Here is a 16,858-nt window from a genome sequence, read left to right on the forward strand (position 1 = left end):
TCAGACTTGGGTAAACTTCACATCACGGCAAGCATTATTACGACCCAACATTAAACCAACCATCACATTTCAAAATAAACAGATTTTATAAAATCACCCTCCGGAGAAAATAATGAAACATCAATATCCGGAAGCACAGCGCCAAGATCGTCCCTCTCAATAACCAATCCATTATCAGCGGCTTTTTTTAGAAAATCTTCAAAATTTTCATCAAAAACTTTTATCCCACTTATCGAAACATTTGCCCCACTTACGAACTCAACGCCTTCAACAATATTTTTTTCCGAATAATATACGTGAGCCCTATGATTGAAGAAGTTATCGGTAGTATTTTTTGCAAGATAGTTTTTATTAAACTCATTAAATTCACCCAAAATTTCCCTTACCTTAGATCGATCCATTCCTTTTGAGATCGGGCCAACACTACAACTTAGTAGTTCAAAATTCATGATCATTTAACCTTAAAATCGTCGGGATTCAATGTCTTTGCGTAATCAATCATTTGCTGAATATGGCCATCATATTTTTTGCCAAATTTAGCTCTAATGTCATCAACGTCCATCTGTACAGCATCCATCAACCTGCCTTGATCAAGCAACTCCTTTTGCTTATCCCTGTAGGCCTGAGCACTCTTGGATCGTCCAAAGCTCGCAGTCAACTCGTGATCTTCAGGATCCATTTTAATGGCTGGACCTCCACCAGAGCCAATTGGGGCTCCTTTATAACAGTTTTGAGCAGGGCAGTGATGTGAATCAAGACCGTCTCCGGAAGGTTTACTAGTTTGTCGATGAGGGCCTCCAAGTTTTTCGTCCTTAACGAGATTTCCGGCATTATCAATCTTTTGGCCAATACCCTGCGAGCTTTCAAGAATACTCTTCGCGCCGGTGCCTGCAGTCGTAGCACCGATAGCGGCCATCATCGCATCGACACCCATTCCCGCCATCATGCTGCTGGCAGGCCTAACCGACTGAAGCTGCTCAGCGGTTTGCGCACCTAGGCCGTATGTACCAATGACCCTACCAAAAGGATCCACCAAGTACTGCTGTTTAGCGTTCTGAAGGAACTCTCCTGCGGCAGAGTTTTCGAAAAGCGTACTCGCGACCGTCTTGACCGGGCCGCCAGCAGCAGCCATCGCGACGTAGGCAAGCGCCATTGCTGTGTCTTGATCCAGCCAGTTGCTTGCCTTCTCAACGCCGCGACCACCACTCTCGATGACTCCGCTGACAAGCTGACCAGCGTGCAGGAGCCCACCGGACGATTTACCGACTACCTCTACCGTTGGAAGCTTCTCGACACCTCCAACAGCAACAAGAGGCTGTCCATCAGGACCAATGCTCTGTACATCTTCAACATAGACCCTGCCCACCATTCCAAGAAGAATCTTCTGATCCTCCAGGCCCAGCGCACCAAAACTCTTGCCGTATTCCTTCTGTGCCGATGCTTCAACCAGCGCCATGCCCGCCATGTTGCTGGCAACGCCAGGCGTTGTCAGCGCCGCCGCGAGACTCGCTGGATCCGCGCCATTCTTGATTGCCTCGTTGATCAGCGTACGCATGCCTTGCAGCAAAGCTTCGTCACCGCCTGCCATCTCACGCAAAGCGTCGGAGGCCAGCAGCTGTCGCTTACCGTCACGGTAGTCGTAATAGCCATATTGCTGGGAGGTGTTGGCGGCGATGGCGCCCGACGTGGCATCCCCCATCAGACCACCAGCGATCAGACCCAGGCCAATGCTGGCCAGGTTCATCGCTCCTTCGTGGGCTATACCATCGCCATCCAAGCCCTTATTGATGCTTGCTGATAGCTTGGTCAGGAATCCTTCGTTGGCAGCTACACCAGCAGCAGCGCCTAGAGCACTGCCCCCGCCTAGACTGGCCTGGAATACGCCTGCCAGTACCTGCGTTGCCATCTTGGCATTACCGCCATCGGACCACTGCTTCAGACTGGACTGAGCGGCGTCACGCCGCACCGCTGCTGCCGCACGCTCCTCATCGGTTGTAGCAGCTTGATAATCCTCGGCTGCGGCTTTGAGCTCTTCTGTTGCCGCATCACGCCGTGCAGCAATCACTTCCTTGGCAGTACGGAATCCGACTTCGCCTGCAACCTGGCTCAGCTCGACCTGTTCCTGCAACTTGTTCGTATCAATCGCTTTGACGCTATTGCCGTCAAGCATTGAGGCGCTACGTTCCAGACCTTCCAGGGCACTGAAATCCTTATTGCGTATCTCAATAGCACCAGCAGCAATGTCACTACGAGTAGTACTCGTTGCATTGCTATTGGCGCTGCCCAGAGCACTGAGTCCTGCACTTGCGGCGGATTGCGCCAATCCAGCACCACTGGTTCCCGCGCCGACACCGATGTTCGATGCCTTTGCCTTTGCTTCGTTTTGAAGATCTTCTACCGTCAGGCTGTCCGTGGACAGGCGATTGAGTGTCGCATCCGCGGCACTTGCAATTGCGCCGCCAACAAGGTGCGTATTGCCACCAACAGTGATATCAAATCCACCCTTGCCGGCCTGAATGCCGCTTTGTTCATTGACACTGGTGTAACTGTTGTTGACTTTCTGTTGGCTGTAGTTCGCACTACTGCCGCTAAAGCCCCACACCAGCGTCATGCCCGCCTGTTGCTGCTTGCTCTTGTAGTCGCTGGTGTCTTGCTCACTTTGGATCAGCAGGTTACCGCCAACGTCGGCAAGCACTTTGTCGCCGATTGCTTGTGCGCCCTTGATCGTAGTGTCGTTACCACTGATCAACGTCAACCTGTCGTTGGCGGTCACTACGCTCTCAGCGTGTACGTCACTATTGCCCTTGGCACTACCTTTACCCGCATAAGCAGTGAGATACACACCCGTCGTGGTACCAACGCTTACACCAATCTCACCACCCGCGTTCTTGTTCTCCGATTTATTGGTGTTGGTCTCCAGGTTGCTCAGCAAGTTCAGGTCGTTCGCCGCAGACAGCACGACATTTTCACCATTGATCTTGCTACCAATGACATTCAGATCGCCGCCTGTCGCTGCGATGGTGACGTTGCCGTCGCTCAGGATGCGACTACCGCCAGTGGTTTCCTCATGTGTTGTCGTCTTACTCGACGCACTGCTAGCTCCAATACCGATGCGTAAACTCACGCCCCCCATACTGCTGCCAGCGGCCGCAGCTGCCTGATACTCGGCCACGCCGTCGCTGACGGCGTAACCCGCCTTGGCGGCATAGAGTGCTTTTAGACGGTCATCCTCTACCTCTGAACCACGTTTAGTCGCGCTGTACGCCGCTTCCGCTGCTGCAACCACGCCCCCGGTCAGCCCCAACGTGATACCCGCACTCTGCTGCTTGGACGTCTGCACCGTATCCACGGTATTTTCTGCCGCGGCAATCGTGACTTCCTTGCCCACGATCGTAGTGCTGGTGGCACTCAGCACATCGCTGCCGGTAATGGCAACCTTGTTGCCGGCGGTCATTGTCACCGAGCCATCTGTACTGCCGACCAGGCTGCCGCTGTTGGTCACCTCGGTGACGTCCAGCCCATCGGTCTTTTTGGTGACGCCCAAAGCGACGCTGAATCCACCGCCGCCGTAGAGACCCGACTTCTTGACAGTCTTTTCGTGTTCCTCGCTGTGCGTGTTCTGCACCGTGTCCAGCGTGATGTTGTTGCCTGCGGCCAATACCACATCGCCGGTGCTGGCGACCTGCGCGCCTTGCGACAACAAATCGTTACCCGCCGCGATCTGCACCGTGTCGCCACTGAGCGTGGTGGTGACTGCTACATTGTCGTGCCACTCATCATGCGTGGTTGTGGTCTTGCTGGAGAACGTGCCCTTCTTCTTCTTGGTCATGTCCTGCACGGCGTCGTGCTGCTCGCTGGCGGCGAGCAGATTGACGTCGTTGCCGGCGGCCAGGGTGATGCCGCCTTCCTTGGTGGCTGCCGATGCGGCGGTGAGGGTGATGTCGTTGCCGGCCTGCATCGCCAGGTCGCCGCCAGCGTTGAACTCGGTGCCGTAGACGGTTTCGTCGCTGGTCGCGATGGTCTGCTTGAAGCGCTTGCGCGTTTCCAACGTGTTGCTGGTGTCCACCGTGGTCAGCGTGCTGGCATTGATGTCATTGCCGGCGCTTAGCCCCAAGCCCCTGCCGGCGTCCAGCTTGGCCGCGACCAGATTGACGTCGTTGCCGGCGCTGAGGATCAGGTTGCCGCCGGCAGTGAGCGCCTGCTGGTCGATGGTTTGCGTGGTCGTGGTGGTGGTGACGCGGGTCTTGCCGTTGCGGCTCTTGTAGCTGTTGGTTTCGGTCTCGTTGAGGACGGATTCGACGTTGAGGTTGTTGCCGGCTGCGGCAGTCAGATCGCCGCCGGCCTTGACGTCGGCCTGGCGGATGGTCAGGTCGTTGCCGGCGGTCAGTTGCAGGCTGTCGCCGGTGCTGATGTTGGTACGGGTGGCGACCTTGCCGTCCAGGCCGGTGGTTGGGGTCAGCGAAAGGTTGTTGCCTGCCTGCAGTGCGGCACTGCCGCCGGCGTTGATGGTCACGCCATGCAGTTGCAGGTCGTTGCCTGCAGACATCACCAGATCCTTGCCGGTGGTCATCGACACCACATCGCCGCCGCGCAGCAGGCCGTTGTCGTCGCGCAACGCGCTTGGGGTAAGGCTGAGGTTGTTGCCTGCGATCAACGCCGCGCTGCCATCGGCCTGCACGCGGGTGCCGGTCAACGTCATGTCATTGCCGGCCATCATCTGCAAGGTGTTGCTGGCGGTGATGCCCGACAGGATGCCGACACCGTTGATGGCCTTGGATGCTTCGCTGACCAGGTTGTTGCCGGCCACCAGTGCGACGTCGCGGCCCTGGATCTGGCCCTGGTTGAGCAGGTCGTTGCGCGCTTCCAGGGCAACGCTGCCAGTGCCGCTGATGCGGCCCTGGTTGAGCAGGTTGCCGGCGGTGACGCTGACGTCGGCGCCTGCGATGACGCCCTGGTTGCTCATGGCGTTGGTGGCGTTGAGCTCGACGTTGCCGCCGGCGATCAAGGCGCCATTGCCACGCAACTGCAGCGAGTTGGAAGCCAGATACACGACGGGCACCAGCACCTTCTGGCCCTGGTAGTCCTGCTCCACCATCCAGACGATGTCCTGCGTCAGCGCGGCCGCTTGTGCAGCGGTCAAGCCCACGCCCATGCTCAGCTGCAGCTGACCTGCGGCGGCCACGCCCGACTCCAGCAAGGCGCGGTACTGCGCCACGCCATCGGCGTAGTTGCCCAGATAGCGGCGGCCGGTGAGCTGAGTGATCTGGTCCAGCACCAGGCGCTGCTCGTAGAAGCCATCGCCTAGGCGGGTCTGGGTCCACTCCGGGTCAACACCCAGCTTGTCCAGCAAGAAGTCGCTGCTGATGAAGTTGTCGTAATTGACGAAGCGCGGGTCGGTCTCGATCAGGTAACGACGACCCGGGCCATTGCTGCGCCAGGCATTGATGCCGCTCAGCCCGTTGGCGGCACGGCCCATTGCGGTGAGATCGGTACCGGTGCCGCCGGATAGGCGATACAGCCCGCCAATGGGCAGATCGATCTGCGTCAGCGAGGTTTGCCCGCTACCCGCAATGGTGGTCACCGGAATGGTGGCCGGGTCGACGCGGGTGCGGCTGTCGGTTGCGACGGCAGTGACGCCGGTACCGGCCGCGGTGGCCTGCACGTCTGCCTGATCGACGCTGCTGCGCACAAGCCCGCTGTCGTTGGACGCGACAGGTGCAACCGACATCTTGACGATGCCACCCGATGTGGCCAGCGTGGCGTCCTGCGTGTTGGCGCCCACCTGGCTGCCTGCACTGCCGGTCGTGCCGGTGGCCACCCTGATGCTCGACGCGCCGCCGTTGGCACGGCCGATCACGGCCTGGCCGCCCACTCCACCGGCGCTTTGCGTGGCGCGTCCGGTCAAGCCCCCTTGTGCGCCGACACCATTCAACGAAGCACCGCTGATGCCACGACCGTCGCTGCCGACGGCACCATTGCTGATGTTGGCGCCGTTGATGCTCACACCTTGGCCACCGGTCATGCTGGCGCCCAGGGCGACGTAGCTGCTGCTGGTCGTCGACGAACTCAGTCGCTGATCTTCTTCCTCGTAGTAGCAAACGACCTTCTGTCCAACCGGCTGCATGCAGTCATTGGTGATCGCGGTGACGATGTGCTCCACATCGCTTTGCCGGACCACCTGATTCAATGCCAGCGCTTGGTTGAGCAGTTGCTCACCGCCATTGATCATTGCATCCGAGAGCCCCCCAAGACCTCGCTGATTGGCAGCAAACAGACCGGCTGCAGCGATGGTCGACGCATTATTTGTGACACTGCCCGACAGCAAGATGTTTCCACCCGCTGCAATCTTCCCCTCCGCACTTGCGGATGACAGCTGCTCCTGCTGGATCACCTGATAGTTGCGATAAATGCCAGGTGCGAGTCCTTTGTAGGGATACGGCGCCCGCGCGCCCTGCAGATTCCGGATCGCCTTGCCTTCGATGAGCTCGCCGCCGGAGTAGATATTGTCGCTACCAGGATCGGTCGACACGCTGGTCGTATTGATCACTCGCCGCCGATTATTCAGCTGGTTGGCCGCAATCAAAATGCTCCCATCGGCCTCGATACTGCCCGACAGGTTATTGACCACACCGGTCCGCGAGACCAAGGTACCGCCGCCATCCTGCGCGCCGCCGATGGCGATATTGCCCAGGCTGAAGATGCGCGCGTCGCGATTGAGCAGTTGATCGCGCACGATCAGATTCATGTTGCCGGTGGAACCGAGCAAGGCCGAGCCATAGGCTGCGTTGTCGGTCGCGCCGCCGAAGTCGGCGCCGTTCACCAATGTGCCGGTGTTCACCGAGACGTTGCCGCCGACGATGCTGCCGGTGTTGTTGATGCTGTTCGCCACCAGCGACAGCACGCCGTTGCCGGAGATACTTCCGGCGTTGTCGATGATGTTGCCGCCGTTGAGGCGGGTGTCATTGGACAGGATGGTGGCGCCCGCACGGTTGGTGATGCTGCCGGCCGTAATGTCCAGGCTGCGCGCAGCCTTGAGCGTGGACTCGTTGACCAGGCTCCCCCCGACGCGCAGGTTGAAATTACCGTTACTGGTAAGGTCTGCACCGGCGCGGTGGGTGTAGTCGCTACGCAAGGTCAGGTCCAGCAGGTTCTGCGCCAGGATGCTGCCGCCGCCATCGAACCCAACGGTATCGATCACCACATCGCCGGCGCCACCGGTCATGCTGCCGGCGCCAATCTTGCCACCCGCGTTGTTCAAGTTCTGCAGGTTCAGGCGGACTGCCTGCTCGGCTTTGATGGTGCCGTTCTGATTGTCTAGCGTGGCGCCTGCGCGCTGCAGCAGGAAGCTTGCGCCGGCATAGACGTTGCCGCCCTGGTTGTTCAAGCCATTGGTGTTGGCGATCAGGTCGCCGCCGGCGACCAGCTGGCCGCTGTTGTTGGCGATGCTGGCGGCATCGATCACCACGCTGCCGCGTCCACCGAGATTGCCGCCGCTGTTGGTCAATGCACCGCCGGTAGTGATGCGCGTCAGTCCGCCACCGTTGTTGACGATGCTGCCCTGGGTATTGTCGATGAGGCCACCCGATGCGGTCAGCGTGTTGCCGGCATCGAGCTGGCCGCCGCTGTTGAGCAACGCGCCGGCAACGGCAACGTTGAGATCGCGCCCCGCACTGAGCTTGCCGCCTTGGTGATTGTCCAGCTGGCCGCGTGCAGTAACGCTGAGGTCGCGCGCCGCTTGCAGACTGCCGCCGCTGCTGCCGATGTTTTCCGCAGTAATCACTGCGTCGCTGCCGGCACCGATCGTGCCGTTGCCGTTGTCCAGGCCACGATTGAGTTCGACGCGCAGGCTGCCACCCGCACCAGCGTTCGCGACCGCCTGCACAATGCCGCCGGCATTGCTGAGGCTGTCGGCACGCAAGGTCAGCGCACCACCGCTGGCCTGCAGCAAGCCGTTGCGGTTGTCGGCCGCGCCGGTACTTTGCACGTTCAATCCACGTGCCGAGACCGAACCACCGATGTTATTGAGGCCGGCAACGGTGAGTGCCGCATCGCCCGCTGCGGCAATCGCGCCGCCCTGGTTGTTCAACGCGCCACTGGCGTCCAGGTGCAGTTGCCCTTGCGTGAGGATGCGCCCACTGCTGTTGCCCAGCGCACTGCGGCTGGTGACCGACAGGACGCCGGTGCCGGCGTGTTCGATGCGCCCTTGTGAATTTTCCAGACTGGCTGCAGTGATGGTCAGATCCTGCGCATTGCTGGCCAGCGTGCCACCGGTGTTGTCGATCGCGCCGCCGATGCTGACGCGGGTCAGTCCATTGCCGCTTTGCACCAACCGCCCGCCGGCATTGCTCAGGCTGGCGCCGTCGATACTCAACTGGTTGGCCTGCATCTGGCCGGCGACGGCGTTGAGACGCCCGTTGTCGATGTTGCCGCCGGCCTGCACGGTGAGCGTGCCGCCGGCAAGCAGATCACCGCCACGATGATCGAGGTTGCCGCCGGTGGTCAGTGCGACATTGCCGGTTGCGCGTGTGCTGGCGCCCGCCAGCTGCAGTTGGCTGCCCTGCGCTGTGAGGTTGCCGCCAGCCAGCAGCTTGCCGGAGGCGCTGAGCTGGCGATCGGCGATCAGGCTCAGCGTGGGTCCGCTGCCGAGGCTGCCATCTGCGTTGATACCGGCGCCCACCGTGCCGGCGATGCTGATCTCACCCGCACGCAGGCTCAAGTTGCCCGAAGCGGTGGTCTGCCCGGCGTTCTCGATGCGTGCGCCCTGCAGATCCACCGTCGTACCGCTGACGGTGCCCTGCTGACGCAACACGGCGTCGCTGGTCAAGGTGAGCTGCTGAGCGCCGAGCTGGCCGGCCACACCCAGGTCGCCCCTGGAACGTAACTCCAGCGTGCTGCCAGCGCTCAAGTTGCCGCTCTGTGCCAGCGCGCCATCGGCCTGCGCCGAGAAGCTGCCTGCCGATGCGAGGCTGCCGCCGAGTTCCAGGTTGCCGCGGCTGATCAATGCGACATCGCCGCGCTCGCTGCCCAGCTGGCCGCTGCTGCTGACTTGCGCCGCTTCCACGCGCAAACCATTGCCGCCAATCAGGTCACCGCGATTGTCCACCGCTCCAGTGGCAATGACACCCAGGCGTTGCAAGCCGTAGGCCTGGCCGGTCTGGCGCAGCGACCCGACGCCCAAGGCGAGTTGATTGCCGGCGCGCACGGCGCCAGCATTGTCGAGCAAGCCGCCGATGGCGACCGTGGCGTCGCCCTGCGCGAGCAGCACGCCGCTGGCGGCATTGCTTGCGCTGGCTGCGGTGACGTTCAAGCTCTGACCAGCGACAACTTGCGCCGTATTCGTTAACACGCCACCTGCGCTCAGCACCACATTACGGTCGGCCTGCGCGACACCGGCAACCGCCAGGTCGCCGGTGCTGCGTAGATTCAAATCAGCGGCTGCATCGAGTGCGCCACGGCTGTCGATCGCGGCGCCGTCCAGGCTGATTGCACCGCCGCTTTGCAGCACGGCAGCCTGACCGGTGCCGATCTGCGCGCCGCGCAGGGTTGCATCGCCCGTCGCCACCGCCTGCCCGTTCATTGTCAGTGCGCGCTGTGCCTGCAGATCCAGTTGCGTTGCCGACTGCAGCGTGCCTGCGGCGGTGAGATCGCGCCTGACCTGTAGCGCGATCGATTGCGCCTTGAGTGAGCCGGCCTGCTGCAGATCGCCAACTGCAGTGGCCTGCAGTGTGGTCGCTGCGGCGACAACGCCTTGCAGCGTGATGTCGCCTTGGCTGATCAAGCTGACGTTGGCAGCTTCGCTACCGAGCTGGCCGCTGCTGCGTAAGCTGCCTGTCTCCACCTGCAGCGCATCCTTGGCAATGAGGTTGCCGCGGTTGTCCAGCGTGCCGGTGACCTTTGCGGTCAGTGCCTTGCCTGCAATCGCGGTACCGCCCTGGTCCATGTTGGCGGCGGTGATGCGCAGATCGCCGCCGCTCTGCAGGCTGCCGGCGTTCTGCAACGCGCCAGTGGTCAGCGTGACGCTGCCATCGGCCGCCAACACGCCGGCCGCCACGTTATCGATGTTGCCGGCCTGCACCGAAAGATCACGGCCGGCAATCACCTGGCTCGCGTTACTCAAGGTGTCGGTTGCGCTCAACACAACATCGCCATTGGCTTGCGCCACGCCTGCGAGCGCAAGCGCGCCCGTGCTGCGCAGGCGCAGGTCCGTGCCGGCGTCGAGCGTGCCACGGCTATCGATTGCCGCACCGCCGTCCAGGCTGATCGCGCCGACGCTTTTCAGCACGGCGTCGCGGCCGGTGGCGATGCTGTTGCCGCGCAGGTTGGCGTCACTGCCCGCCTGCGCCTGGCCGTTCAACGTCACGCTGCGCTGCGCCTGCAGATCCAACACCGACGCGGACTGCAGGGTTCCACCGGCAGTGAGATCGCCGCCGGCCTGCAATGTCACGGCCTGCGCGTTGAGCGAGCCGGCCTGCAGCAGATCCGTGCCAGCGGTGGCTTGCAGCGTGGTCGCCGCAGCCACCACACCGTGCAGATCGATCGCGTTCTGGCTGGTCAGCGTCAGTGCGCCGTTGACCGAGCCGAGTTGCCCGCTGCTGACGATGCTGTCGGCAGCGATGGCCAGGTCCTTGCCGGACACCAGCTGGCCAGCGTTCTCGAATGCGCCTGTCGAAGCGATCGACACCGCGTCGCCGCTATAGACACGTCCGCGTTGAAGCAATGTTCCGGTGTTCAGTGCAAGGCCACGCTCGCCATGCAGGCTGCCATTGTTTTCCAACACCCCGGCGACATCGACGCGCAGGTCGCGTAGTGCACCCAGGGTTGCCGTTGCGGCGTTGTTGGCACTGGCAGCCTGCACGTGCAGATCGCGTGCTGCGACGACTTGAGCGCCATTGTTCAACGCGCCCGCAGCGTTCAGCGCAAGGTCGCGCCCGCCCTGGACCACGCCAGCCAGTGCAAGATCACCGGCGCTACGCACGTTCAAATCGGTCGCCGCATCGAGCGAACCGCGGCTATCGATGGAGCCGCCATCCAGGGTGATGGCGGCTCCGCTCTGCAGCACTGCTGCAGCGCCTATCAGAACCGATGCGCCGGTGACGGTTGCCTCACCCGTACTCGATGCGTGTCCATTCAGGGCGAGCGTGCGCTGCGCCTGCAGATCTAACGTGGATGCCGATTGCACAGTGCCATTTGCAGTGAGGTCGCGCCCCGCCTGCAACGCGATCGACTGTGCCTTGAGCGAACCGGCCTGCTGCAAATCGCCGCCAGCAGTCGCACGCAATGCAGTGGCCGCTGCAACCACACCCTCGAGTTGCAGCGCATCTCGGCTGTTCAACGTGACATCGGCCCGCTCGCTACCCAACTGCCCACTGCTACGCAGCGTGGCCGCATCGACCTGCAACGCATCCTTGGCGATCAGATTGCCGCGATTGTCGAGCGTGCCTGCGATCGTCGCACGCAACGTGTTGCCCGCAGACGCGCTACCGCCCTGGTCCAGGCTTGCAGCGTTGATCTGCAGATCGCCACCGGCCTGCACGCGCCCGGCGTTGTTGAGCTGTGCCGTAGTGGTCAGGGCGATGTTGCCCTCGCCCGCCAACACACCGCTCGTGGTGTTGTCGAGGCTACCTGCCTGCAACGATAGATCGCGGCCTGCAAACACCTGCGCCGCGTTACTGAGCGCACCGGTGGCGTCCAAGCCCACGTCACGGCCGCCTTGTGCCACACCTGCCAGTGCCAGATCGCCCTGGCTGCGGATCTGCAGATCGCTGCCCGCGTCCAGCTTGCCGCGGCTGTCGATGGCTGCGCTGCCCAGCGCGATCGCTCCCGTGCTCTGCAACACCGCATCCTGGCTGGTTGTCAGTGTGGTGGCGCGCAGCGAAGCATCACCGCCAGCCTGGCCCTGGGCAGCAAATGTCAGAGCACGTTGTGCCTGCAGATCCAGCGTGGACGCTGATTGCAGGTTGCCAGCAGCGGTGAGATCACGCCCGGCACTCAATGCCAGCGACTGCGCTCTTAGCGACCCTGCCTGCTGCAGATCGCCAGCGGCGCTGGCCTGCAGCGTGCTCGCAGCGGCAACCACGCCTTGCAGCGCGATATCGCCCTGGCTGTCCAGACCAACACTTGCCGCTTCGCTGCCGAGTTGACCGCTGCTGCGCACGCTGCCGGCATCGATTTTTAGCGCGTTCCTGGCAATCACAGTGCCAGCGTTGTCGAATGACCCGCTCACAGCTGCCGAAAGCGTGTTGCCCGAGCTGGCGCTGCCGCTTTGCGTGAACGCGCCTGCGGTCAGCTGCAGATCGCTCGCCGCATACAGGCTGCCGGCATTGTGCAATGTGCCGGCCGTGCGCACGCGCGCACCGGCATCCGACGAAAACGCGCCACTTTGCGCGTTGCGCAACGAGGCTGCCTCCACATCCAGCGCGCCAGCTGCGATCACCTTCGCGCGGTTCTGCAGTGTTGCACCCGCCTGCAATGTGGCTGAGCCAGCGCTCTGCACGGTGCCGTCCAACGCGAGCTCGGCAGCACTGGTGATGCGCAGGTCGCCACCTGCATCGATGACACCGTTGTGCTCGACCGCTGCGCCACGCAATTGCACCGCGCTATCGCCGCGGAGCTGACCACGCTGACGCAGCGCGCCGTTCGCCTGCAAATCGATCGTGCCTGTCGAACCCACCACGGCATCGCTGACGAGTTCACCGCCTGCGGCGATCACCAACCCACCGGCGGTGGTCTGCAGGGTGCCGGAGAGTGCGGTGTCGCCGCCGCTGCGAAGATTCACGCTACCGGCGTTGACGATGCCCGAGACCTGCGCATCCGCTGCGGCGTCCAGGCCCAGGGCAGTACCTGCCACGGTGTTGCCGCTCAGCGCCAGAGCGCCGCGGCTGCGCAGCAGCGTCTCCCCACGCTGGCTGCCGATATCGCCACGACTGTCCAGCTGCGCCGCATCGACGGTCAGCGCATTGCCTGCAACGAACGTGCCGCTATTGACCAGACTACCTGCAACCGCCGCCTGCGCATCGCGTGCGGCCGCCAGACTGCCTGACGTGGTGACGGACGCTGCCTGGAGACGCAGATCGCGGCCGGCGTAGCCGCTACCGGCATTGTTCAACGCACCTACGCTGCGCAGTTCAAGATCGCCACCGGCAGACATTGCGCCGCGCTGTGCGATGTCGATACTCGCCGCATCGAGCGCCACTGCATCCGCTGCAATCAGCTGACCCTGCAGTTCCAGCCGACCGCCGGCTTGCACATCGGCACCCTGCCCGGCCTGCGCCAATCCACCCAGGCGCGCGTCGCCGCTGCTGTTCACGCGCAAGGCGGTGGCCGCGTCCAGGGTGCCCAGTGCATCGATCACGTTTGCATCCAGGCCAATGGCGTCGCCGCTCTGCAGCGTGCCGGTCAGGCCAATCTGCCCCGCACGCAGGGTTGCAGCGGTTGCCGCATAGGCCACACCGTTGCCGCGCAACACGCCATCGGCGCCCAGATCCAGCGCACCAGTCGTATGCAGGCTGCCATCGGCATTCAATTCCGAACCGAACAGACGGATGGCGCCGGCGCTGCTGCGGCCGCTGTGGCTCAACGTGCCGCTGGCTTGTGCATCCAGGGTACCGGCGGCGACCAGATCGCCTGCCAGGGTCATGCGCACGCCGCGCAGACGCACATCGCCTTGCTGCGAGCCGAGCACGCCGCGCTGGTCGAGGTCACCGGCTGCACGCACACCCATTCCATCGCGCGCCACCGCGGTCCCGCCCAGGCTCACCTGGCCCGCGCTGTCGATCTGCAGATCGCCACTCTGCGCCGCCAGGGTGCCGCGACTCACCACGCCGACACCGGCTTCGGTCGCAATCAGGCGAATACGGTCGGCATACATGCCGCCCAGCTGCGCCACGTCGATGCCGATCGACGGTGCCGCGCCATCGGTGCCCGGCACCACCTCCAGCAGCATGCCGTCATAATTGACCCGCCCTGCACCCGCGGCAGCGACCAGTTCCCTGGTCCAGATCGAGCCCTCCACGCTGAGCTGACGCGACAGCAGGTCCAGGCGATCCACATTGAACGCATCCAGACCGTTACTGCCGATACCCAGCGCACCGCCGGTGATGCTGAAGCCGTTCAACGCGCCATCGCTGCCCAGGTTGGGCGTGCCGGTGGTCAAGGTCACGCGCGAGGTGTTGAGAAATCCGCAGCCATCGCAGGAAATACCGTTCGGGTTTGCGATCACCAACTGCGCCTTGGCACCGGCGATTTCGGTGTACCCCTGCAAGCGGCTGCTGGCCGAAGTGACCTCGTTGAGGATCAGCGAGGCGGCACCGCTGCGTTGCAGATTGTCGTTGCCGGCGACATAGCCGCCCAGCTCGGTCTTGGAGATCTGCGCGCTGTTGTTGAGGATCAACCCGTTCGGGCCGACGTTGAAATTGCTGTAGCGGTTATGCGAGATGCCGCGCGCATTGGGCGCGACGATGTCCACCACCGGCACGCCATTGGCGGCGACCTGTTGACCGGGCGTCTGCCCGCCGGGATTCGGCGTTGGCGCCACCTGTGCCCAGGCCGGAAACGATGTCCAGGTGACCGTGCAGCACAGCAGCAACGCAAGCGCACGCTTGCTTTGTTCGGCCAGGTAAGCACGCATGCCCGTCGCTTCGGTGTCCATCGTTTCTCTCTCGCCACTGCTGGGCGTCATCAATCAACAGCGCGCTGCCGGCTGGCGGCGCGATCCATGTCAGAACTGGTAGATCACACGCGCGCCATACGCCGGCTGCGCACTTCCAAATCCGTCCGGGCGATGGATCGCCCAGCCTGCAAACGCATCGATGCTGGCACCGAACCAGCCGCCGCGCAGACCCACCGCGCCGCCCACCAGGCTGCGGCCGCGCAGGCCGCTGGCACTGGTGCCATCGATGCGACCGGCATCCAGGCCCAGGTACGGTGTCAGCCCGATCTGCTGGATCGGAAAACTCAAGGTGTTGCGCCAATACGCGCCTTTTTCCGCGCCCAAGGTCGCTTCGCCATCGAAGCCGCGCACGCTGTAGCGGCCCCCGATGGTGACGAATTCCGAGCCAAGCAACAGCTCGCCTGCGGTTTGCGCACGCAGGCTGCTTTCCCAGGCCATCGGCACCGGGCCCAGCTTGAACGGCGTGGCGGTGCTCACGTCCAGCGTGGTCACGCCATAACGGAATGTCGGGAACCCGATCTGCGGGTCGTAACCGGTCCACTGGCTGTTGAACCACGGCGTGCCACGCCGATGGGCGATGCGCACGTCCAACTGCATCGCCCCCAGATAGCGGCGATGAGTGAAGTAGAACTCCGCGCTGCTGGTATCACGACGCTGGATGCCGATCTCCACGCCATCCAGATAACTGCGCGCACGCCGCCGGCCAACCGTGACACCGGCCGAGGTCTTGCTGGTGCCGTTGCGATGCAAGACGCGCTGGATATCCAGCTGCGCGTTGCTGGATTCGCCGCTGGACTGGAAGGTCTGCAAGAATCCGTCCACGCGCTGGTGATAGCGGTACGACGAGGCCGACAACGCAAACGTCCACCAGCCCCACGGCAGGTTGTAACTAAGGCTGTTGCCGCGCGTGCCGCGCTCTTCGTCGCGCGTGGCCAGGTCATGGCTGTAGCCGACGCTGAGCAGATCGTTGAGACCCAACGGGTTGTCCAGCGAGAAATCCAGCCCGCTCTGCACGCGCCCGGTAGCCTCCACGCCCGAGTCGTCGGCATTGGCCACGCCACGCCAACGCCGACCATGCTGCAAGGTGATGACCAGATCCGATTCGCCCGGTGCCTCGCCCGGCGCGATGTCGATCTTGGCGTCCTGCGATGGCAGTCGCTTGAACTGCTCTACTGCCTGCTCGATCGCACGCAGGTCCAGCAGGTCGCCGTGCCGTAGCGGCAGCGCGCTCTTCCAGTGTTCGCCGCCGGTGTCGGAGACTACGCGCACCGCGCGCACGCGGCCGGGCATCAGTTCGAAACGCAGTTCGCCGCGCGAAAGATCCTGTTCGGGCACGCCGATGCGGGTGGTGACCAGGCCGCGCGCGACCAGCTGATCCAGGGCGCGACGGCGGATGATGTCGATACCCGCGCGACCGATGCAGCGGCCCTCATAACGACGCAGCGACGTCCACAACCACGCAAAGCGTGCACCGTCGTTCCCTGCACCGGACAGGCGCACGCGGGCGATCGGGAAACACAGTTCCTCCTTGGGCAGTATGGTGCTGCGGGCGTCCACGCGCTCGGCATCCTCGCGCGGGCCGGCGAAGGGTGCCTGTCGCTCCTGTTGCTGACGCCGCTGAATCTCCTCGGCCTGGCGCAATTGCTCCTGCCGATCCAGCGTTGTCGGTGCCGTCTGTTGTGCAGCCGCCAGCCCGGCGACAGCCCATAGGCAAGCCGCCAGCGCCGTTGGCGCCGAACGCATCCACATCTGTCCTGCCCCCTGTGCGGCGGGCCGCGCCTTGGCGCGCCGTCGCTCACACCGCTGTGCCTGGCCACCAAGACGGCGACGCAATCCTTGGGCACAACGAATGCGGCGCAACTGTGATGGAACGTGAAGAACCGGTCAACGCGCCATGTAGGGGCCACCCTGTAAGAAAAACCCGACCCATTTCAATTATGTGATGAATATCACTTAAAAAGTGGGCAAAAAATCTGGTCCCCGTACTCGCTGCAGTATTCCATCTCCGTCTCTTCCCGCGAACGTCCGTCAACGTGTCGCTAACATAGGTCAATGGAGCAATGACTTTGAATGCATATCTGACTGCCACTTCCACTTGCCACGCATCTGCCGTCGCTCGTACGTATTGGGTGGTGTCCGCCTGCCCAGACCTCAGCGGCCAGCAGCCCAATTGAAAGCCGATCCGCTGGC

3 protein-coding genes are annotated in these 16,858 nt (G+C 62.9%); all 3 read right to left on the reverse strand.

What is annotated here, in order from left to right:
• Positions 1-62 precede the first annotated feature (62 nt).
• Positions 63-449 carry a hypothetical protein gene (locus tag XarjCFBP7645_RS21395; protein WP_146094517.1) on the reverse strand — a complete coding sequence of 129 codons (387 nt, stop codon included), beginning with the start codon at positions 447-449 and terminating at the stop codon, positions 63-65.
• 2 nt (positions 450-451) lie between these two features.
• Positions 452-14,647 carry a hemagglutinin repeat-containing protein gene (locus tag XarjCFBP7645_RS11240; protein ID WP_258079559.1) on the reverse strand — a complete coding sequence of 4,732 codons (14,196 nt, stop codon included), beginning with the start codon at positions 14,645-14,647 and terminating at the stop codon, positions 452-454.
• 69 nt (positions 14,648-14,716) lie between these two features.
• Entirely contained in the window at positions 14,717-16,417 is a 1,701-nt protein-coding gene (locus XarjCFBP7645_RS11245) for a ShlB/FhaC/HecB family hemolysin secretion/activation protein (RefSeq protein ID WP_104537546.1), read from the reverse strand.
• Between the last annotated feature and the right edge of the window lie 441 nt (positions 16,418-16,858).

It is taken from the genome of Xanthomonas arboricola (assembly GCF_002940665.1).
Lineage (GTDB): Bacteria > Pseudomonadota > Gammaproteobacteria > Xanthomonadales > Xanthomonadaceae > Xanthomonas > Xanthomonas arboricola_B.

Bases quoted from the DNA above. Each gene is read 5' to 3' on its own strand.
- XarjCFBP7645_RS11240 (WP_258079559.1), bottom strand. From the start codon at position 14,647: ATGGACACCGAAGCGACGGGCATGCGTGCTTACCTGGCCGAACAAAGC.
- XarjCFBP7645_RS11245 (WP_104537546.1), bottom strand. From the start codon at position 16,417: ATGTGGATGCGTTCGGCGCCAACGGCGCTGGCGGCTTGCCTATGGGCT.
- XarjCFBP7645_RS21395 (WP_146094517.1), bottom strand. From the start codon at position 449: ATGAATTTTGAACTACTAAGTTGTAGTGTTGGCCCGATCTCAAAAGGA.